General features: G+C 40.6%; 13 protein-coding genes and 2 tRNA genes. 5 read left to right on the top strand and 10 right to left on the bottom strand.

Annotation, left to right across the window (positions count from 1 at the left end; all coding sequences use genetic code 11):
• Positions 1-16: 16 nt before the first annotated feature.
• Together EWE74_RS02505 and EWE74_RS02500 are read right to left on the bottom strand one after the other, a co-directional pair.
• Positions 17-1,270 (bottom strand): site-specific integrase, encoded by a 1,254-nt coding sequence (locus tag EWE74_RS02505; RefSeq protein WP_130139958.1) that lies wholly within the window; start codon positions 1,268-1,270, stop codon positions 17-19.
• A 252-nt stretch (positions 1,271-1,522) separates the two neighbouring features.
• Positions 1,523-1,607 (bottom strand) — tRNA-Ser (locus tag EWE74_RS02500).
• A 207-nt stretch (positions 1,608-1,814) separates the two neighbouring features.
• Here EWE74_RS02500 and EWE74_RS02495 point away from each other — a divergent pair.
• A tRNA-Arg gene (locus EWE74_RS02495) sits at positions 1,815-1,888 on the top strand.
• A gap of 52 nt (positions 1,889-1,940) precedes the next feature.
• Here EWE74_RS02495 and EWE74_RS02490 read toward each other — a convergent pair.
• From EWE74_RS02490 to EWE74_RS02470, 5 genes are all read right to left on the bottom strand, one after another.
• A complete protein-coding gene (locus tag EWE74_RS02490; RefSeq protein WP_130139957.1) occupies positions 1,941-2,984 on the bottom strand; it encodes a ferredoxin--NADP reductase in 1,044 nt (347 codons plus the stop codon).
• A 111-nt stretch (positions 2,985-3,095) separates the two neighbouring features.
• Positions 3,096-6,143, bottom strand: coding sequence for a translation initiation factor IF-2 (gene infB / locus EWE74_RS02485; RefSeq protein ID WP_130139956.1), 3,048 nt, complete (start codon positions 6,141-6,143; stop codon positions 3,096-3,098).
• A gap of 107 nt (positions 6,144-6,250) precedes the next feature.
• On the bottom strand, positions 6,251-7,489 hold the full coding sequence (gene nusA / locus EWE74_RS02480; protein ID WP_130139955.1) for a transcription termination factor NusA: 1,239 nt from the start codon (positions 7,487-7,489) through the stop codon (positions 6,251-6,253).
• A gap of 2 nt (positions 7,490-7,491) precedes the next feature.
• Positions 7,492-7,956: a ribosome assembly cofactor RimP gene (gene rimP / locus EWE74_RS02475; RefSeq protein ID WP_130139954.1), complete on the bottom strand. Its 465-nt coding sequence runs from the start codon at positions 7,954-7,956 to the stop codon at positions 7,492-7,494.
• Positions 7,957-8,082: 126 nt separating this feature from the next.
• Positions 8,083-8,856, bottom strand: a complete 774-nt coding sequence (locus EWE74_RS02470) for an XRE family transcriptional regulator (protein ID WP_130139953.1) — start codon at positions 8,854-8,856, stop codon at positions 8,083-8,085.
• A 110-nt stretch (positions 8,857-8,966) separates the two neighbouring features.
• Between EWE74_RS02470 and EWE74_RS02465 the strand changes: the two genes are divergently transcribed.
• Positions 8,967-9,296: a GIY-YIG nuclease family protein gene (locus EWE74_RS02465; RefSeq protein WP_130139952.1), complete on the top strand. Its 330-nt coding sequence runs from the start codon at positions 8,967-8,969 to the stop codon at positions 9,294-9,296.
• A gap of 66 nt (positions 9,297-9,362) precedes the next feature.
• On the opposite strand, the gene EWE74_RS02460 is transcribed toward EWE74_RS02465, so the two are convergent.
• Entirely contained in the window at positions 9,363-12,557 is a 3,195-nt protein-coding gene (locus tag EWE74_RS02460) for a DPP IV N-terminal domain-containing protein (RefSeq protein ID WP_239018527.1), read from the bottom strand.
• Positions 12,558-12,677: 120 nt separating this feature from the next.
• Entirely contained in the window at positions 12,678-15,008 is a 2,331-nt protein-coding gene (locus EWE74_RS02455) for a penicillin-binding protein 1A (RefSeq protein WP_130139951.1), read from the bottom strand.
• A 225-nt stretch (positions 15,009-15,233) separates the two neighbouring features.
• Here EWE74_RS02455 and rpoN point away from each other — a divergent pair, with 225 nt between their 5' ends.
• Positions 15,234-16,697 carry an RNA polymerase factor sigma-54 gene (gene rpoN, locus EWE74_RS02450; RefSeq protein ID WP_130139950.1) on the top strand — a complete coding sequence of 488 codons (1,464 nt, stop codon included), beginning with the start codon at positions 15,234-15,236 and terminating at the stop codon, positions 16,695-16,697.
• A 71-nt stretch (positions 16,698-16,768) separates the two neighbouring features.
• On the top strand, positions 16,769-17,443 hold the full coding sequence (locus EWE74_RS02445; RefSeq protein ID WP_130139949.1) for a hypothetical protein: 675 nt from the start codon (positions 16,769-16,771) through the stop codon (positions 17,441-17,443).
• Between the two features lie 14 nt (positions 17,444-17,457).
• On the opposite strand, the gene EWE74_RS02440 is transcribed toward EWE74_RS02445, so the two are convergent.
• Complete coding sequence (locus EWE74_RS02440; protein ID WP_130139948.1) at positions 17,458-18,978, bottom strand: GH3 family domain-containing protein; 1,521 nt, start codon at positions 18,976-18,978, stop codon at positions 17,458-17,460.
• A 173-nt stretch (positions 18,979-19,151) separates the two neighbouring features.
• Here EWE74_RS02440 and EWE74_RS02435 point away from each other — a divergent pair, with 173 nt between their 5' ends.
• Complete coding sequence (locus EWE74_RS02435) at positions 19,152-20,339, top strand: YbfB/YjiJ family MFS transporter (protein WP_130139947.1); 1,188 nt, start codon at positions 19,152-19,154, stop codon at positions 20,337-20,339.
• Positions 20,340-20,341 lie beyond the last annotated feature (2 nt).

Below are 20,341 nucleotides of genomic sequence, written 5' to 3'. Positions count from 1 at the left end.
AAAAGAGCTCTGATGGCTATCCAATTTTCTTGTCCGAGTGGGTTTGTTTAATCCCACCTTGTAGTATTGTCTTAAGATTTTGCATATCGTTTGCTACTTTTCGATCAGTGATTTTTGCATAATGCTGTGTGGTACGGATACTTTTGTGTCCAAGCATTTTAGATACAGTTTCAATGGGTACTCCATTGGAAAGGGTGACCGTTGTGGCAAATGTATGTCGTGCACAATGGTAGGTGAGTTCTTTTTTAATTCCACAGAGATCGGCTATCTCTTTGAGGTAGGCATTCATTTTCTGATTGCTGAGTATCGGAATTAGGGTGTTTTCATTACCGCTTTCTGGGTGATCTGTATATTTGTTAATAATATATTGAGCGGTATCTAATAGGGGTATTTTAGAAGGACTATCGGTTTTCTGCCGATGGGTGCTGATCCATAACTGGCCATCTATTCCTTTAACCAGATTGGCATCTGTCAATTGCTTGACGTCAATATAGGCTAGGCCGGTATAACAGGAGAAGAGGAAAATATCTCTGACGAGTTCTAATCGTTCAATGCTAAATGTTTTGTCCATCAGTTTTTGTAATTCATCCTGTGTGAGCACTTCGCGTTCGACTTCCTGCAACTTGGTTTTGTAGTGAAGAAATGGGTCTTGGCCTATCCAGCCATTGGCAATACAGATGCGGATTATTTTCTTGAAGTTTTTGATGTACTTGACGGTGGTATTGTTGCTGCAATTTCTTTCGGTACGCAAATAGAAATCATAATCGGCAATAAAGGTGTGATTGATTTTATGGAGTGCGATATCTTGGACTCTATATTGGTGCTGTATAAAGTCTTGGGTATGCTTGAGTGATACTTCATAGCGTTCGTGTGTGCCTGCAGAATACTCTACACCAATAAGGGATCTTACTCTTTTGTTGTGGTCTTGGAATATGGGAATCAATGTTCTTTCTTTTTCTGACTTCTTTCCGAGGTAGGCACTCTTGAATTTTTCTAGTGTGATTGGTTCTTCCTGATACTCGAGTATAATCTGGGTTTGGTTGACTTTGCTTTTTATGGTTTCAAGGTAGCTGTTTATTGTACGGGCTTCTTCGCTGCTGCCTTTCATTTTCATCATTTTTGGGTCCCATTGCTTAGGATTGATAAACTTTTTGCTGGAGAATTCTGTTCTCTTGCCATCGATTGTTATCCGGACATACAAGGGGTGTAGGCCTGCAGCATTGGCTTTTGCTGCTCGAGCATAGATGTGGAGTGTGAGATTTGCTTTCATGGTGGTGGTGCTTTATTTCATTATTCAATTTATTTCTTACTTGGTTTGCTGTCAAGATGTTCATCTGATAGCAAGGTGTGTATAGGTGCAAACCTGTACATTTTAGCGAGACCCTAGAAGACCAATTTTTAGGGTCTCGCTTGGGTCTCGCACGAAATAGGAAATCTGAAATATTTAGGAAGGCTTATAAAAGCAAAAACCCTATAAATACTGCTATTTATAGGGTTTTGATATTTTTTCCTTGTTAGGATGCGGAGAGTGAGGGATTCGAACCCCCGAACCTGTAACAGTTAACGGTTTTCAAGACCGCCGCATTCGACCACTCTGCCAACTCTCCGCGACAAAAGTACAAATTTTCTCTTTTATGCAAAACTTTATTTCAAATTTCCAATACACCTGCAGATGCTCTTTTAAATAGCCTATAGCACCCTTGAAACGAAAATATACCTTTGGCATGCAATAAGTTAGTCTAGCCTTAACAAAAAATAGTCATTTTATTTTGCAAAATAACCGCAATTGCCTACTTTTGCTACTCCAAAAGGAGGCGCCAATAGCTCAGCTGGATAGAGCAACGGTTTTCTAAACCGTCGGTCACAGGTTCGAATCCTGTTTGGCGTACAAAAGGTGTCGTAAGACGCCTTTTTCTATTATGTTTACTTTTATTGAGATATCACATGACCGTTATCACTGTCCCTTCTTCCAATGGATGCGATACACAAATCAGACAACGGCCATTTTCCACTTCTCTATTTGTTAACACTTCATTGTAATCCATTCGCACACTACCGGCTGTACACTGTGATATGCACGTGCTGCACATCCCGGATTTGCAGGAGTAAGGCAACTTGATTTTGTGCTCCAGCCCTACTTCTAATACTGTCTTGTTATAGGGAATCGTTAAATTATATTCCGTGCCTTGGAAACGAAGTTTGATACCATAGGAAGTCATATCCACAGGTTCCTCCTCCTTCTCATCATCATCTTCCTCTTCTTCGGGAAAATGGAATGTTTCCTTTTTTATACTATTGTCAGGAAATCCCATGCCTAACAAGGTAAACCGTACTAAATCCATATAGAAAACAGGGCCACAAGTAAAGAACAATACATCGCCGTTTGCGGGCATTTGTCCCTTTACGATATGGATAAGATATTCTCGATTTAGTCGCGCATGCAAAAGATTCTTTGAACTGGAGAATATCCATTCAATTTTCAATCGGTCAGGATATTGCTTTTGCCACTCCAGTAGTTCCTCATAAAATACCGTACTTGCTATTGATTTATTGCTATATACCAAGACAACTTTGGTTTTATCTTCTGCAACCAATGCTGTTTTCAAAATAGAATAAAGTGGTGTAACGCCAACGCCAGCACCAAAAAGAAACAATGTACGTTCGCGATCTCTTTTGGGTTCATAATAGAACAACCCCTGCGGTTCTAATACATCAATAATATCACCTACCCGAGTTTGATGATGTAACAAGCGGGAAATCTCTCCATTATCTACTCTTTTTACCGTGATGGTAAGCGGCTCCTCCACATCGGGTGAACTACTGAAAGAATAGGACCTCCTCACCTCTCTTTCTCCAAAAATGAAAGAGACTGTCAAAAATTGTCCTGCTTTGGGTTTTGGATAGTTTCCTGATAAGTCTTTAAATACTAGCGTAACCGTATCGTTGGGTTGATATATAATGTTCGAAATCTCAAATTTATACATGTCATAAAAGTAGCCTAATTCTTGAAATTAGGCAAATAGATAGCTTCTATGAGATATAAAAAAATCCCGACAAAAAAATTGCCGGGATTATATGATCAATACGTAAATCTTTTATAGCTTACGTTTAACTTCTACTTGCTCGTAAGCCTCTACAATATCACCAACCTGTATATCATTGAAACGGTCGATATTCAATCCACATTCATAACCTTGTGCTACTTCCTTGACATCGTCCTTAAAGCGTTTCAATGAAGCTAATTTACCAGTGTGGATGACAACACCATCACGGATAACGCGGATATCATTGTTACGGTTGATTTTACCTTCGCGCACCATACATCCGGCGATAGTACCCACTTTAGATATTTTAAATGTCTCACGAATTTCAACCTCTGCCACAATTTTCTCTTCGAATTTCGGTGCCAACATACCTTCCATCGCAGATTTCAATTCGTCGATAGCATCATAGATAATAGAATACAAACGGATATCAATTTGCTCATTTTCCGCTATTTTCTTAGCTCCTTGTGTTGGACGTACTTGGAAACCAATGATAATGGCGTCTGAAGCAGATGCTAATAGTACATCAGACTCCGAAATTGCCCCCACTGATTTGTGAATTATATTGACTTGAATTTCATCAGTAGACAATTTCAATAAAGAGTCAGATAATGCCTCAATCGAGCCGTCCACATCACCCTTAACGATAACATTCAGTTCCTTAAAGTTACCGATAGCTAGACGACGGCCGATCTCATCCAATGTAATGTGTTTCGTGGCACGCATACCTTGCTCGCGTTGCAATTGCAGGCGCTTATTTGCCACTTGACGCGCTTCTGATTCACTTTCCATTACATATAGCTTATCTCCTGCTGTAGGCGCACCAGACATACCTAAGATCTGCACCGGTACAGATGGCCCTGCTTCTTTCACACGTTCACCACGTTCATTCGTCAGGGCTTTTACTTTACCCGAGTGCGAACCCGCAAGAATAGGGTCTCCAACACGTAATGTACCAGCTTGTATCAATACTGTTGTAACGATACCCCGGCCTTTATCCAACGCAGATTCAATCACAGAACCAACAGCACGTTTTTTTGGATCCGCAGTTAATTCCAACAATTCTGCTTCCAAAACGACCTTCTCTAATAATAAGTCGACGTTCTCTCCAGTTTTTGCTGAGATTTCCTGTGCTTGATATTTTCCACCCCAATCTTCCACCAGAATATTCATACCCGAAAGTTGTTCCCGTATCCGATCTGCATTAGCACCTGGCTTATCTACTTTAGTGAAGGCAAAAACGATAGGAACTCCTGCTGCTTGTGCATGATTAATAGCTTCTTTCGTTTGTGGCATGACCGCGTCATCCGCCGCAATGACGATGATAACAATATCGGTAACTTTTGCTCCCCGTGCACGCATCGCAGTAAAAGCCTCGTGTCCTGGTGTATCCAAAAACGTAATTTTACGATCATCTTCTAATTTCACCGCATAGGCCCCGATATGTTGCGTAATCCCCCCGGCCTCGCCTTTTGTTACATTGGCCTTACGGATATAATCTAATAGAGATGTTTTACCGTGGTCAACATGTCCCATGACGGTAACAATAGGTGCCCTAGGAATTAAGCTCGCTTCATCATCTGGTTCTTCCAGTTCCGTAACTTCCTCATCCTCTGGCTTAATAAACTCCACTTGGTAACCAAACTCTTCCGCCACAATTGTCAAAGTTTCTGCATCCAAACGCTGGTTGATGGATACAAACATCCCCAAACTCATACAAGTCGAAATGACTTGTGTTACTTGCACATCCATCAAATTTGCTAACTCGTTCGCGGTCACAAACTCCGTAACGCGTAAGATTTTGGATTGTGCAGCTTCCTCCATTGCCGCTTCTTCTGCAGAAAGCGCTATATCATCACGCTTCTGTCTACGTAATTTAGCACGTTGTGCAAATTTGCCGGATTTACCAGCCCCGCTCAGACGAGCCAGCGTAGCCTTAATTTGGTCTTGAATTTCTTTTTCGGATGGCTCCTCTTTCGGTGTCTCCTGATGACGTCCTTTTCCGCGATGATCATGGCGCCCTTTTCCATGGGCATGTTGCTGCTGGTTTCCTTGCCCTTGCTTATAACCACCCGTTTGCTGTCCGCCTGCTTTATTGAAGCCGCCGCCACCACCGCGATTCGCGTTACCTTCATTCGTTCCCTTTTGACCCGTTACCGCATTTGGATTAACAGGTGCGTTTTTATTCGAACGTTTGCGTTTGCGTTTATTGTCATTGCTATGTGAAGGTCCCGACGATGAAGCTACGGGTTTACGCTCCACAGGAAGTTGAATTTTACCAACAACTTTAGGTCCGCTTAATGTTTCAGAACGCGCACGTATCACACCTTGGTGAGGTTGTTCGGCTACGGCAGGTTTCTGTTCTTCTTTTACCGGAGGTTTAATTTCTTCAGTTTGTTTATTCATGTCAGCCGCAGGCTCTGCTTTTATTTCTTGTTTTTGCTCTTCCTTCGGCTGCAGATCCTCTTTATCCTCCTTTTTAGGTTTCACTTCCTGCTGAGGAATTTCAGCTTTCGGCTGCTCCACTACAGGCTTAACCTCCTCTTTCTTCGTCTCCTGTTCAATAGGTTCAGTTTCTGGCTCCGCTGTCTTAGGCGATGTTTCTTGTACTACTTCCTCTTTCTCGGACTCTTTCTTAGGTTTGCCGCGTTTAAGGCTATCTAGATCAATTTTTCCAACCACTTTTAATGGACTGGAACTCTCTTCTTTTTCTTTTGTGATAGGTTCCTCCTTTACGGGTTCATTTGTGGGTTCCAATGCCGGACTCGAGCCCGTATCCTTAATCAGAACTTCTGGAGAGGTCGTATTATTTTCTTCTTGAATATCATCTCTAGATTCCGTAGGATTCGCTCCACTTAGTCCAGCAGCAGACTCGTCACGACGAATTTTACCGATAACAATTTGTTTGGCTTCATCTTTTACGATTTTGTCTCCTTGAAATTCTTTTAGAAGGACAGTATACATGTCTGGCGACAACTTAGTACTAGGCTTTGATTCTACATCAAAACCTTTTTTTACCAAGAAGTCAACAGCCGTACCTATCCCAATATTAAGTTCTTTTGCTGCCTTTAGCAAGTTTACGCTTTTTCCTTCTGTCATCTATTATTTACCTTCTATAATTTTAATACTACAAAAATATGTTTTTTTACACTGAAAAAACAATTTCAGCTCAATTGTTTTTTCAGCATACAGATACGGCGAAACCCTTATTCGAACTCAGCTTCGAGGATACGAAGAATCTCTTGTATAGTATCCTCCTCTAAGTCGGTGCGTCTCACCAGTTCTGCTTCTGTCAATGATAAAACCGATTTTGCAGTATCCAAGCCAACACGTTTCAACTCATCGATAATCCAGCTATCGATTTCATCTGCAAATTCTTCGATGTCCACATCCTCCTCCACTTCATCATTTTCTCTGTACACATCAATTTCATAACCGGTTAATTTACCAGCAAGTTTGATATTATGTCCGCCTCTACCGATGGCCAAAGATACTTGATCTGGTTTCAAGTAAACAGCCGCCGTCTTGTTCTCATCATCAATTTTAATCGAAGAGATACGTGCAGGGCTTAACGCACGTGTGATATATAAAATATTATTTGATGTGTAGTTGATAACATCAATATTTTCATTGCGTAATTCGCGTACGATACCATGTATACGTGACCCCTTCATACCCACACAGGCCCCTACCGGATCTATACGGTCGTCATAAGATTCTACAGCAACTTTTGCTCTTTCACCCGGTTCACGAACAATCTTCTTGATGGTAATAAGTCCATCAAAAATTTCAGGAACTTCCAATTCAAACAAACGTTGCAAAAATTCCGGAGCAGTACGCGAAATGATAATTTTGGGATTACTATTCATCATATCCACTTTGAACACCACCGCACGAATACTATCTCCTTTTTTGAAATAATCTGCCGGAATCTGCTCGGTTTTTGGAAGGATCAATTCGTTTCCATCTTCGTCCAATACCAAGATTTCTTTCTTCCATATCTGATAAACCTCGCCTATCACCAATTCACCTTCGCGGTCTTTATATTTCTTGAAGACCTCATCTTTTTCCAATTCCAATATTTTCGAAACCAAGGTTTGACGCGCAGCCAAGATAGCTCTCCTACCAAAGCTTTCCAACGTGATTTGTTCAATATATTCGTCGCCAACTTCTAAATCTGGATCATATTGGTGTACATCGGACAATTCGATTTCTAAATCATCATCTTCGGAAAATCCATTTTCCATCACCACTCGTGTCCTCCAAATCTCCAAATCTCCATTATCTGGGTTTACGATCACATCCACGTTCTCATCCGTTCCAAAACGCTTGCGTATCATGCTGCGGAACACCTCCTCCAATACGGTGATAACGGTCGGACGATCGATATTTTTAAATTCTTTAAACTCTTGGAAAGAGTCGATCAAATTGATATTGCTGCTCATTTTTATTTAAATGAAATTAACACCTTTGTTTCTGTTATATTATCTAATGGAATTTCAGCCTCCTCTATGGTCGCTTTCTTCCCTTTTTCTTTTTTTGTTTCTTCTATGAAGATATTTTTATCGTTCACTGCGATTAGTTTCCCTTCCCTTTTCTCTCCTTCCAAGCTTTTTATCCGAACATTTCTTCCGATATTTTTTTGATATTGCCGAAGCAATAACAGAGGGCTATCAATACCCGGAGACGAGACTTCCAAGCGGTAGGCGCGGTCTATCGCGTCCTCTTCTTCCAAATGAAATCCTACATGGCGGCTAATTTGGACACAATCCTCAATCGATATACCATTGTCGCCATCCACCAATATCTCCAAAAGACCATTATTATGCATTTTAATCCGCACAATAAACAAATCCGCCCGATCAGCTATCTTTTCTTCAACCAGCTCCTGTACTCTTTCCTCTATTTGCATACCCTACTATTTCGATACGTGAATTAAAACTTTTCATTAAATGAATTAAAAAAGGGGGCATACCATGCCCCCTCTTATTCAGATTATACAAAGGTATATATATTATTTTAAATAGACAAATGAAATTTATTTGTTATTGACTACCGATTTAATCGTTTTTTGCATTTGTGCCATCATCGACGTCAATGTTTCCATCGTAGGTTCCGGACTTGGCTCTGGAAGCTCAGTACTAATAAACGCTTTCGCTTTCCAGACCTCTATAATATCTTCCGTACTTACCCAATAGGGCTCATATGTTTTATTATCTGAGACAAGTTTCAAACCTTTATCTTCCTTAAATTTGTAAGCTACACGCTTATATACTACGCCATCTTCTCTGGAAACCACCACATAAGTTTGGCTAGGTTTGATATCGTGCCAGTTTTCGATATACTCTCCGATAATGATACTTCCCGATGGCAGTGGCAACATGGAATCACCTTTGATTTCGAATGCGCGGTATGTTCCTTGATTGAACATAGGCAGTGAAAATTTAGGAAGCTCTGCTACATATTCCGGATCTCCATACCCATTTAGGTAGCCTGCGCTGGCTTTAACAGGTACCAACTCAATATTCTCTCGCTCATTTCCGTCTACGGTTACACTCAGCACCCTCAAATTCGAGGCATTACTTTTAGGTTGAGGTCGCCATTTTTCGTCGATAACGTCATTCGCCAGTTCGTCCATCGTAAGATCGTAAAACTGCGCTATTTTTCTTAGCAACTCATACTTCGGTTCAGCCCGATCCTCTTCATAGGCGCCCACAGACGCCCTTTTTATTTCTAGTGCATCAGCAAATTGCTGTTGCGTTAAGCCTTTTTTCTTTCTCAGAAACTTAAGATTCGATGCGATATTTGACATATTTTTCTTAAAAAATTTTAATTTACTAAAATAATTAGTAATATTGTGCCAATAAAATTAGCAATTAATATTTACACAACCAAATTTATTAGTACATAAGATTAATTAACATGGAAACACATATCGTATATATTATCACGAATAGCAACCGCGCATATCTCGAAGTTGGATACTGCACCGATATGCCTACTCGCTTACAGGAGATACATCACACATCTTCCGTTTTATTTGGCAGTTCACCGAAACTAAGTAATGTAGTTTATATGGAATTATTCGAAAGCAGAGAAATGGCACTTTCGTATCACAACACATTACGCCACTTTACCCGGATGCAACGGGAAAAACTTATTCGTCTAAAAAACCCAAATTGGCTCAATCTTAACATCTCTCCAGCTTATCGAGATAAAATAGAGCATAAAAAAGTCGTTGTTTATGCTTAAATCATAAACAACGACCTTTAACAACCTTTCTTAAACACTAATCTATCCGCACATCTTCTTGTTGGACTACCAGCCCGGCATGAAGTTTAATCCAAATGTACCAAATTTCGTTCTCGACGACACGAACGGTATGGCATAATAGGGTTCGAGAATCATAGCTCCAAATAAATTGACCCGCATGGATATACCTGCACTAAACACCGGCACACGGTAATTTCTATCATAGCCGTAAACAGGCATTCCATTTTGATCAAGCATTGGCGACCCATCTGGATTAAGCTGTTGAACTCGTGGTTTTTTATCCAGATTGCTCACAATTTTATTTCCATTATTCCACGCCAATCCGGCATCAAAGAAGAGATTAAGGTCAGAGAACAACAAACCCGATTTTATGGCAGCAAGTTTTTCCGGTCCTGTAAACGGTAAACGAACCTCAAAGTTACCCACCAATACGCGAGATCCCATTAAATCATCAAAGGAAATATTCCCAACGCGGTCGCGGCTTAGATTGTCGTAACCTCGAACGAAAAAAGGATAACCTATATAATTACCCCGTAAGCGATTTTCATCGTCTCCCGAACGGATATAAGCGTAAGTCCGTGCAGCTATTGTCACCGGTTTAAAGCGTAGATAACGTCGTAAATCGACATTATAAGCCCGCATGTTAATATCACCAAAATATTGTCCAGCAGACAAACGGTAGCGAAACCCTTGCAACGGAGCGGTCAAACCAAATATCGAATTATCGCCCACAAAAGCCGTACTAATTTGTTGCATAACGAGGGGATCCAAGCTAAACCCAAGTAAATCCATTGCCTCCTCATTAGACAATCGTTTACGATCTACGAAACCAAAACTGAAGTAACTCTGTTGCCATTTTTCCACACTATAGCCATAACGAGCCAACGCTCCGCCGATTTCGAACCGATGATGCCTATTAAATGGATAAGCTACGAAGGCATCGAATTGCGTCTCAAATTGGCGGATGATGTAGTCACTAAGTACCAGTTCAGGTCCCCTACCTAAATCATCCATTTCATACATCCGAAACCCACTACGATAAGGAATATGTGAAAACGACCCACCCCAATTCCAGCGGCTTCGTTGGTTTACATAGGCCACTTGTCCACCGAAATCCTGTACCTCTCCGTTGATATTCAAAGTAGAGTAAATCTGGTTGTAACCGAGAATATCGGAGAAAATACCAAAAATACCACCTGCCATTCCGGCTCCATAGCGCGTGCCAACAGTCATTCCTACACCCGAATTCGCTAAATAGTCAAGTTTAAATTTCGAACGATAAGGCACCGGTCGTATCATGGATTCATTAATACGTCGATAGGCATTAAAGTTTTGCAAATTTGTATTGACCACATTGACACCACGATCTACATTTGGCGGTAACATTGCCGCCGTAAAGTCAGAAGCGCCGGCGTCTACCACTTCAGGCTCAAAATCTGACGCATTTGCTTTATAAATACTGTATTGATTACCTTTAAAATAAGAGTACACAATATCATCATTGCGCGATATACTCATCGCGGGTGAATATTCTGTAATGCCACTAATACCCGTAAAGTAATCGGTAAGCCGCTCCACTACTCCTTCTTCCCGCGAATAGCGGAACATATTGCGGTAACCATCTCCATTGGATAAGAAATAAATGTGCCTTCCATCCCCTGAAAAATGTGGATTTAGATTGTTTGCCCCCGGAAAAATATCGATAGCTGTTACTTTCTTTGTAGCCACATCAATCATTGCCATCCCCATCGGAATATCGACAGAACGCGAAGCACTTTCCAATGACATTCTATCTGTACTGAAAACAATCGTTTTTCCATCAGGCGAAAAACTAGGTTGGAAATCAGAATATTTATCATTCGTCAATTGCTCCAATTCCTTTGTCTTGAAGTTATAGCTATAAATATCACTTTGTCCTTCTTTTAATCCCGAAAATGCTACGTGGTCGCCGTCAGGAGCAAAATTGATATTTGTAAATTCCACAATATCGCCCATAGATTCGAGCGCAACGGTTTTCCCCGTCTGCACATCGATGATCATCAATTTATTTTTCCCTTCACTAAATACACTGAAAGCAAAATATCGGCTATCGGCTGAAAAATCTCCTGCAGATTCCAGATAGCTAAACTCATCGATATCTTGATTCGTTGTTCGACTTCCCAACTTCCGCAATATCTTACCTGTTTGTGCATCTGCCAAAAACAGATCGATACCGAAAAGATCCTTTTCCGACATAAACGCCACTAAACGTCCATCCGGAGAAATTGCCGGCGCCACGTTCATACGACCTGCATTCTTCGGCGTAATTAAGGCCTGCCCGATAGGTCGCGAAGTCGTATCTTTATTTAACGCTTTAAAAGTAGATTCCATCGAGTTTCGCCATAAGGTCGACATGGTTTGCGCATCATAACCAAAAACACGACGTATTCCCATCTCATAGCCATATTTCGCCGTCTCCATAAACATCGGCATAATGACCGTATCGCCATACGTAGCACCAATGTATGCTAAAAAAGCCTGACCATAACGGTAAGGGAAATAATTATATGACTGTTCTGTCAACTGCCTTAACGATGGAATATCATTGCGGGCATACGCATCCCGCATCCACATCGCTGTAAAGGCGTCTTTTTTCCCGATAGACAGGTACTCCGCCATTCCCTCCACCATCCACAACGGGATATTTCCAACATTTTCCAAACGTGTGGTATCTCTTCCCTCCATCAACATACGGAACTGGAAAGCGTGCACCATTTCGTGTCCCAATACGTGTCTTGTTTGGTGATTAATCTGCATGATTGGCATCACCACGCGCTGTTTAAACGCTTCCGTCACACCTCCTGTACCAACAGATATTTCACCCGATATGGCGGTAGTTTGTTGGAACTCCGGATGATTGTTATAAATAATAAGCGGGTTTTTACGCAAAAAAGTATCTTGAAAGACTTGCTGATGCATATTGTACCACACTTCTGATTCTTTCGCCAACCACGTCATCATGCTATCGTTTTTAAGATAACTATACATTTCAAAATGCGGTGTTTCCTTCACATTAAAATCCAGCTTTTTATAACGCATTTTATTCTGGCCAAAATATTGCGCCGAAGCAATATGGGGCATCAGCAATAATAGCACCATCACTGCGATCGCCTGCTTAATTCTTGTCAAACACTTCTTAACACACATATCCTCACTTTGAATCTGCTTTTTAATCGTCCGATGTGGAGATGAATATTTCATATGTAAATAATTTTTCTTTCAATGGCCATATGGAATACCCAGATTATTTTCATCGGCGTTGGTGTTTTCTAAACGTGGGTATTTCATAATTAAAGATTAGTCTTTTCTCAAAAATACAAATTATCTTTCTATTTCTTTTCTTTCCGTATCCTCTACTTCTGGCAATGTTAACGAGATTTCCGTTCCATTATCTTCGATATCCAATTCTACTGCTGTACTATCACTTGGCACCTCTATCCGAATCCGTGGACTAGGACAATTATATTTTTTATTAATCTCCACTTTCGGGTCTGGAAATTTTCCTTTGGTCACTCCTAGTTCCGGTTGTCTATAGAGTTCTTCCATAAAAGTAGCGTAAATCGGCAAAGCCGTTTTAGATCCCTCTCCTGTCTGCGAACTTTTAAAACGAATACTTTGTTCATCACACCCCACCCAAACACCTGCAACTAAATCTTTTGTAACCCCCATATACCATCCGTCCACGTAATCAGATGAAGTACCTGTTTTCCCTCCGATTTGATTCTCATGACCAAATAGATCCCATTCCCATAATGCTTGCGAGGTTCCTTCCGGTTCTTCGATCGTACCCCGCAACATATACGTCATTAACCAAGCATTTTCTGGATCCACAACTTGCTTTTCCGTTGTTTGGAAAGATGCAATCTGCTTTCCGCTATTATCATAAATTTCAGACACCAAGACGGGCTCTATCCGCTTACCCTCATTCATAAACGTCGCATAAGCATTTACCATTTCAAACACAGATACATCGTTCGAGCCTAACCCTACAGAAGGCACGGATTCCAAATGGCTCTCAATTCCACAGCGATGCGCGGTTTCCACAATTTTATCCCAGCCCACATCCCGTGTTATCTGCGCCGTTATCGTATTTAAAGAACGAGCCATTGCCCAACGAAGCGACATGTTACGATAAGAAAAACTCCAATCCGCATTTTTAGGTTCCCAAACCTCTTTTTCACCCTGTTTATTTACAAAATCTAATCGCACAGGCTTATCTTCATATTTATCACACGGCTCCATACCATTTTCCAACGCTGTTAAGTAAACAAAAGGCTTAAAAGTAGATCCCGCTTGTCGCTTTGCCTGATTTACGTGATCGAATTTATAATAACGATGGTTGATTCCCCCTATCCATACCTTAATCTTGCCGTTGTAAGGATCCATGGCCATCATCCCGGTATTCAACATACTCACGTAATGTTTCAAAGAGTCCATCGTCGACATTTCGACTTCCTCATCTCCTTCCCAAGTAAAAATTTTCATTTTTTTGGGTTCTTGCAAAAGTTGAAATACCTTTTCTTCGTCTCCCTTATGTTGCTCCATCAATGCGGCAAAGATCGGTAACTTTCGCGCTTTGTCTTCTAAAAAACCAGGAATTATTGCCCCGCTCTTATCTCGCCACGGTTCCTCATTTCGCCAAGTATTATCTAATCGCTCTTGCAACCCCTTCATTTGCTTAACGATTGTTTCCTCGGCCAATTGCTGCATACGAGAATCGATGGTTGTATAAATTTTTAAACCAGCTGTATAAATATCAATCCCCTTTTCCTCACTCCACTTTTCAAGCCATTTTTCGACAGCTGTCCGCAGATAAGAATCATTCGTACCTCCTCGTTCAGGATTATTGACGTTCAGATCTAATGGTTCTTTGGAAAATGATTGATATTGCTCTTTGCTGATATACCCCTCTTTCTGCATCTGTCTCAATACAATATTTCTGCGTTCTATTGATTTATCCGGATTACGGATCGGGTTATAGAGTGTTGTTCCCTTTAACATTCCGATCAACACAGCCGATTCGGCAGCAGATAGTGCATTAGGCTGCTTATTGAAATAGCGTAATGAAGCAGATTTAATACCATAAGCATTATTACTAAACGATACGGTATTTAGATACATGGTAATAATCTCGTTTTTTTCGTATTTGCTTTCCAGTTTATAAGCGGTCATCCATTCTTTAAATTTCGTCACGCCCATACGCAAGCCTGGAATGTGGCCGAGTAAACCCTGAGATTGATTATATCGTGTTCGGTATAGGTTCTTGGCAAGCTGTTGTGTAATGGTACTTCCACCTCGCTTATCGCCTCTTAAGGTGGATACAGCACTGGAAAACAAACCAATAAAATCTACTCCATTATGCTTATAAAAACGAACGTCTTCCGTAGCAACAAGAGCGTTTAATATGTTTTCTGAAATGCTATCATAGTCCACAGGATCTCTATCCTCCTCAAAATACCGTCCTATCAATACGGAATCCGCGGTGTATAGTTCTGACGAAATATGGAGCGTAGGCAGAACAATGTCTTTTTTGGTTGGCGAATACCCAAACAGCCATAAGAAGTTTAACTGCACAGCACATACCACTAGAATAAGGCTATAAACCACTATCAAAAAATAGCGGACGACTTTGCTTTTAACCCTTTTAAACATACGGTAAATATGGAAATTGTTTTTCTAAAAACAGCTACACAAGATAAAAAAACAGATTCTCGCTTTTGAAATTAACGTATTTTAACATTTAAAGTATAGACGTAAATCCCATATCGATACCAAACGCGCTATCAATAATTATACCTATTTTAGATCAACCCGTTATTGTATACTTTAGTTTTCTGATTTATTTAAGTATTTTTACCATGCAAAGAAGCATAGAGCATGTTAAAACAGACATTACAGCAAAAATTATTACAGAAACTCTCTCCGCAACAAATTCAGTTTATCAAACTGCTACAGGTGCCCACAGTTTCTCTGGATGCTCGTATCAAAGAGGAATTAGAGGAAAACCCTGCGTTGGAGGATGGAAGCTTAACGAATATGAATGATCCCGTTGAGGAATACCCAGATCATGATCCGGACGAGAATTTCGAAAACAAAGAAAGCGATTTCGATGAAGAATTTAGTGTAGATGAATATATCCAAGAAGATGATTACAACGATTATTCGACCAATTATGGAAGTGACGATGATGAAGACAGAAAAGAGATTCCGATAGCTGTCCAAGATTCGTTTTTCGAATCATTACAAAACCAATTGGATCTACTTGCTTTATCAGATAAAGATTATCTTGTTGGACAACAAATTATTGGTAGTCTGGACGATGATGGCTATTTAAGACGCCCCATCCTTTCGCTGATTGATGATCTTGCTTTTTCGCAAAATGTGATAGCCGAAGAAACCGAAGTAGAATCTATATTAAAAGTGATTCAAGATTTTGAACCGGCTGGTATCGGAGCACGTGATTTACAGGAATGTTTACTTATACAATTACGTAAGAAAGATCAAAATAATCCGATTATTAATCAAGCCATTAAAGTTGTTGAAAATTATCTTGATGAATTCACCAAAAAACATTACGACAAGATAGAAAAGCAATTGGGGGTAAATTCAGAAGAACTTAAGGATATCATCAACGAGATTCTCAAATTAAACCCAAAACCTGGAGATTCCGGTGCTTCAGCAGGTAAACAACTCCATATCATTCCGGATTTCCATATCACGAACAACGACGGTATACTCCATCTGACACTCAATGGAAGAAATGCCCCAGAGTTACGTGTATCCCGTTCTTACCAAGAGATGTTTGAGCACTATGAAAAAGCAGAAAAGACGGATAAAAAAATGAAAGAGGCCGTACAATTTGTCAAACAAAAACTGGATTCTGCCAAATGGTTTATAGACGCTATTAAGCAGCGACAACAGACGTTATTGAAGACCATGAATGCTATTATGGAATATCAATACGATTATTTTCTAACAGGCGACGAGCGACTACTTAAACCTATGATATTAAAAGATATAGCAGACAAGATTGAAATGGATATTTCAACTGTATCACGGGTTGCCAATTCCAAATATGTACAGACTGAATTTGGCACTTTTCTGCTGAAATCTTTCTTTTCGGAAGCGATCCAAACCGATTCGGGCGAGGAGGTTTCCAATAAAGAAGTAAAGAAAATATTAGAGGAATGCATTGCCAACGAGGATAAGCGCAAACCATTGGCAGATGAAAAATTAACAGAAATCTTAAAAGAAAAAGGGTATACAATTGCCAGACGCACCGTGGCTAAATACCGGGAAGCGATGAATATTCCGGTGGCAAGACTAAGAAAGGAGCTTTAAGCTCCTTTTTTTATACCATCATTTTATCGACAACAATTTCGGCCGCTCTTTGTTACTATGATAAAAAGCTTATGGGCATTTATACCGATACCGAAACAAAGATAAATGGACAGTTACGGGCATTTTCTAAAAACAAGGAAATCCCCAAAGTTATTGAGCAATTGGTGCTCGCGGCGCTATCACACTATCCAGAATTAGCGCATACACACATCCGGTTTATATTTAGCCAAAAACTTAAAAAATCGGTGATGGCGGCACGCCCCGTAGTAGGTACATTACTCCAATCCCGCAATAAACGTACGTATGCTATTTTAATTAACCCTGTATTTAAACTTACACATAGTATCGAGCCCATTCACCATTTACCGGAAGACGTACTGATTGGATGGCTGGGACATGAACTAGGTCATATCATGGACTACGAACAGCGAACAATGTGGGGGGTAGCGAGATTTGGGCTGTTGTATTGGTTATCCAAACGGTATATACGCAAAGCTGAACGCGTAGCAGATACGTTTGCCGTCAACCGGGGCATGGCTTCCTATATTTTGTCTACCAAGAAATTTATCCTTGGTCACAGTGAATTATCCTCCCGTTATAAAGAAAAGATTGCCCGTCTCTATCTTTCGCCAGATGATATAGTAGAATTGGTATCCGAAATGGAAAAGAAAACGCAACCGGAAAAAGAGGAACTTTTAGCCGATGAAACTGCATTAGCTCAAAGCACACAAGGAAAAGATAATTAACTGATTATAGATTATCACAATTCCCTTATGAAAGCCTCGAATGCTTTAAAATCTTCCGCATTCATAACACGTGGTATTTTGGTCTGCCCACCTAACTTTTTATAACGTTCACTCCACTGATGAAAGTGCGTTATTGGTATAATTTCCACTTCTATGCCGTCTAGTGTCTGGCGCCTCGCGACGGTATAATTTTTATTGTTTTCTTGCAATGCCGCATCGAATGCCTCCGTAATTTCCATAGAGACCGGATATGCTTGATCTGCTCCAAGATACCATTTATTGATATAGTGTTCACTCCTGCGAATAGAGGCAACGGTAAACTCTCGGATTTCTAAGCCAAACTGCTTTTGCAATTTTTGAATTGCCTGGTTCATTTGATGCACGGACAGCTGTTCACCAACCACATTGAGAAAATGTTTTGTACGTCCGCTGATAATAATTTCTGCACGCTCTTTATCTGTGACAACAACCGTGTCTCCTATCATATAACGCCAAGCACCTGCTACAGTAGAAATTAATAATACATATTCGACATCCTCTTCCACGTCTTGAATCGTTAACGTGGGCGCATGTTGTTTTACACATCCTTCCTCATCCATATTATCAGACGTGAAAGGAACAAACTCAAAGAAAATACCATTGTTGGTAATGAGTGCCATGGAGTCGGTGTCTGGTCGCTTCTGGGTTGCCAAATAACCTTCTGACGCCAAATAGGTGTCTATATAAATCATGGGCTTTGCAAATAGCTTTTCAAAGCTCTTACGGTAAGGACCGAAAGCCACCCCGCCGGTGCTGTATACTTGTAGGTTAGGCCAAATGTCATGTATCGTATCCGCCTTATTCTGATGGATGATTTCTTTAATCAAAATTTCCGACCACGAGGGGATACCAGTCATGCTTCCGATATCCCATTTCTTTGCCGCGCGCACTATCTTATGCAGACGCTCGTCCCAATCTTTGCTATCCGCTATTTTTTTACCAGGCTTGTAGAATCTCCGAAACCATACAGGCAGATTAGCAGCCGATATACCGCTGATTTCGCCTTCCAAAAACCCATTGTGCTCCACAAGCTTCGTGCTACTGCCTAACATCATGATATCTTTTTCAAAAAAATCGCTTGGAAGATCAAAATTCTTCAAGCTTAATATCTGTTGTATTCCTGCCTTTTTGATGGAATTCAACATGTCATCTGTCACGGGAATAGCCTTACTATTGCTGGTAGTCCCACTGCTCATGGCAAAATAGCGTTGTCCTCCCGGCCATGTCACATTCTGATGCCCTTCATGTAGATAATGCCACCACGCCGCCTGTAGCTTGTCATAGTCGAATATTGGAACTGTGCGTTGGAATTGTTTAACGACATCTGGATCGGCAAGTATCTCGCTAAAATTATAATTTCTTCCAAAAGCTGTATTTTTCGCGACATCCAGCAAATCCAATAGAACTTGCTTCTGGGCTTCCCAAGGTGTCGAATCCTTATTAATCAATCCATTCACGTCAATTACGCGCTTGATAATTTCTCCGATGATCGCCATAATATATCTACTCTTCTTTGTATAATAAAAGAATAAATCTCTACGAAAATTGTTTTTCAAATCAAAGAAAATCCACCTCCACGACATAGGAAACATTTTTGTGTAATATGCTTTTCAATCTATTTATTATCTTGCGGCGGCAAAATAAAAATGTCGTTAATTAGTATACATCAGTGGTTTCTACAACAGAAAATTCAGTTAAAAAGGAGGCTCTCCGTTATTTGCTGGCAGGCATTGCGACCCTTACCGTAGTCCATGCATTGGGTAGATTTTCTTTCACCCCCTTATTGCCATATTTTATCAGCGACAATATGTTGACGATCACACAAGGTGCAGATTTGGCAACAATCAACTATTTGGGATATCTAATAGGAGCCTTATTAGCTGTTCGCTACTCTGGCCTCAAGTTTATCAAGAGATATCTGCTCATTGGCCTTGTTGGAAATGTCCTTATTACCATAGCACAATGCTTTACCCCACAATTTGATCTACTATTGTTATGGCGACTTTTAAACGGCGTAACAAATGGAATTACATTCGTTTTAGCACCCGCATTGCTATTAGAGTGGTTCATCATGAATAATAAACCGCAACTAAGCGGCTTAGTATATTTTGGTGTAGCAGGCGGATTATTAGCTGGAGGACTGCTGGTAGATTCCACCGCTTCTTTTTTACAATCAGCTCAACGTTGGATTCCTGTTGCTGTGGTCTCTGTGATATTAGCTCTTTACAGTACGATACAGTTTGTAAAAATTAGCGTACAACGCCCCGAATACGGGAGTACAAATAGTAAAACACCCTATAGCAACAGACTTTTCGATCGACGTAGTACCCCACTGTTTCTTTCTTATATCGGTGCAGGTTTGGGTTATATCCTACCCATGACTTTTTTACCAACCTTGGCTCATGACACCATGCCCACGGATAGTATATGGATAAGAAATGTTTGGATCATCACCTCCACATCGTGTCTGGTATTTATCCCGATATGGAATTGGATGGGGCATCGATATGGAGATCGACTCAGCCTTATCTACACGTACATCCTCCAAGCATTAGGTGTAGCTATGGTATTGTTAACCCCATCAGGTGTAGGTATCATAGCATGTGCAATTTTAGTAGGCAGTGGATTTTTGGGATCTGTAATGTGTACACAGCGTCTGGCAAGATATTTCCAACCGCATCAAGGCCCGAGACTGTCTGCGGCGCTAATTGCTATCTATGCCGGTTCGCAACTTATTGGTCCTTGGCTCGCCAAGCTATGGATCGAACATGGAGGCACTTTACTACAAAGTTTCGCGGTCGGCTTAGGCGCTTTTATCTGGGGCTTGTTCTGGTCATTGCGAACACCTAAAACATAATT

The sequence above is a fragment of the Sphingobacterium corticibacterium genome (assembly GCF_004208525.1).
GTDB lineage: Bacteria > Bacteroidota > Bacteroidia > Sphingobacteriales > Sphingobacteriaceae > Sphingobacterium > Sphingobacterium corticibacterium.
This window is presented reverse-complemented; position numbering and strand designations above follow the sequence as displayed.

Bases quoted from the DNA above. Each gene is read 5' to 3' on its own strand.
- EWE74_RS02505 (WP_130139958.1), bottom strand. From the start codon at position 1,270: ATGAAAGCAAATCTCACACTCCACATCTATGCTCGAGCAGCAAAAGCC.
- EWE74_RS02490 (WP_130139957.1), bottom strand. From the start codon at position 2,984: ATGTATAAATTTGAGATTTCGAACATTATATATCAACCCAACGATACG.
- infB (WP_130139956.1), bottom strand. From the start codon at position 6,143: ATGACAGAAGGAAAAAGCGTAAACTTGCTAAAGGCAGCAAAAGAACTT.
- nusA (WP_130139955.1), bottom strand. From the start codon at position 7,489: ATGAGCAGCAATATCAATTTGATCGACTCTTTCCAAGAGTTTAAAGAA.
- rimP (WP_130139954.1), bottom strand. From the start codon at position 7,956: ATGCAAATAGAGGAAAGAGTACAGGAGCTGGTTGAAGAAAAGATAGCT.
- EWE74_RS02470 (WP_130139953.1), bottom strand. From the start codon at position 8,856: ATGTCAAATATCGCATCGAATCTTAAGTTTCTGAGAAAGAAAAAAGGC.
- EWE74_RS02465 (WP_130139952.1), top strand. From the start codon at position 8,967: ATGGAAACACATATCGTATATATTATCACGAATAGCAACCGCGCATAT.
- EWE74_RS02460 (WP_239018527.1), bottom strand. From the start codon at position 12,557: ATGAAATATTCATCTCCACATCGGACGATTAAAAAGCAGATTCAAAGT.
- EWE74_RS02455 (WP_130139951.1), bottom strand. From the start codon at position 15,008: ATGTTTAAAAGGGTTAAAAGCAAAGTCGTCCGCTATTTTTTGATAGTG.
- rpoN (WP_130139950.1), top strand. From the start codon at position 15,234: ATGTTAAAACAGACATTACAGCAAAAATTATTACAGAAACTCTCTCCG.
- EWE74_RS02445 (WP_130139949.1), top strand. From the start codon at position 16,769: ATGGGCATTTATACCGATACCGAAACAAAGATAAATGGACAGTTACGG.
- EWE74_RS02440 (WP_130139948.1), bottom strand. From the start codon at position 18,978: ATGGCGATCATCGGAGAAATTATCAAGCGCGTAATTGACGTGAATGGA.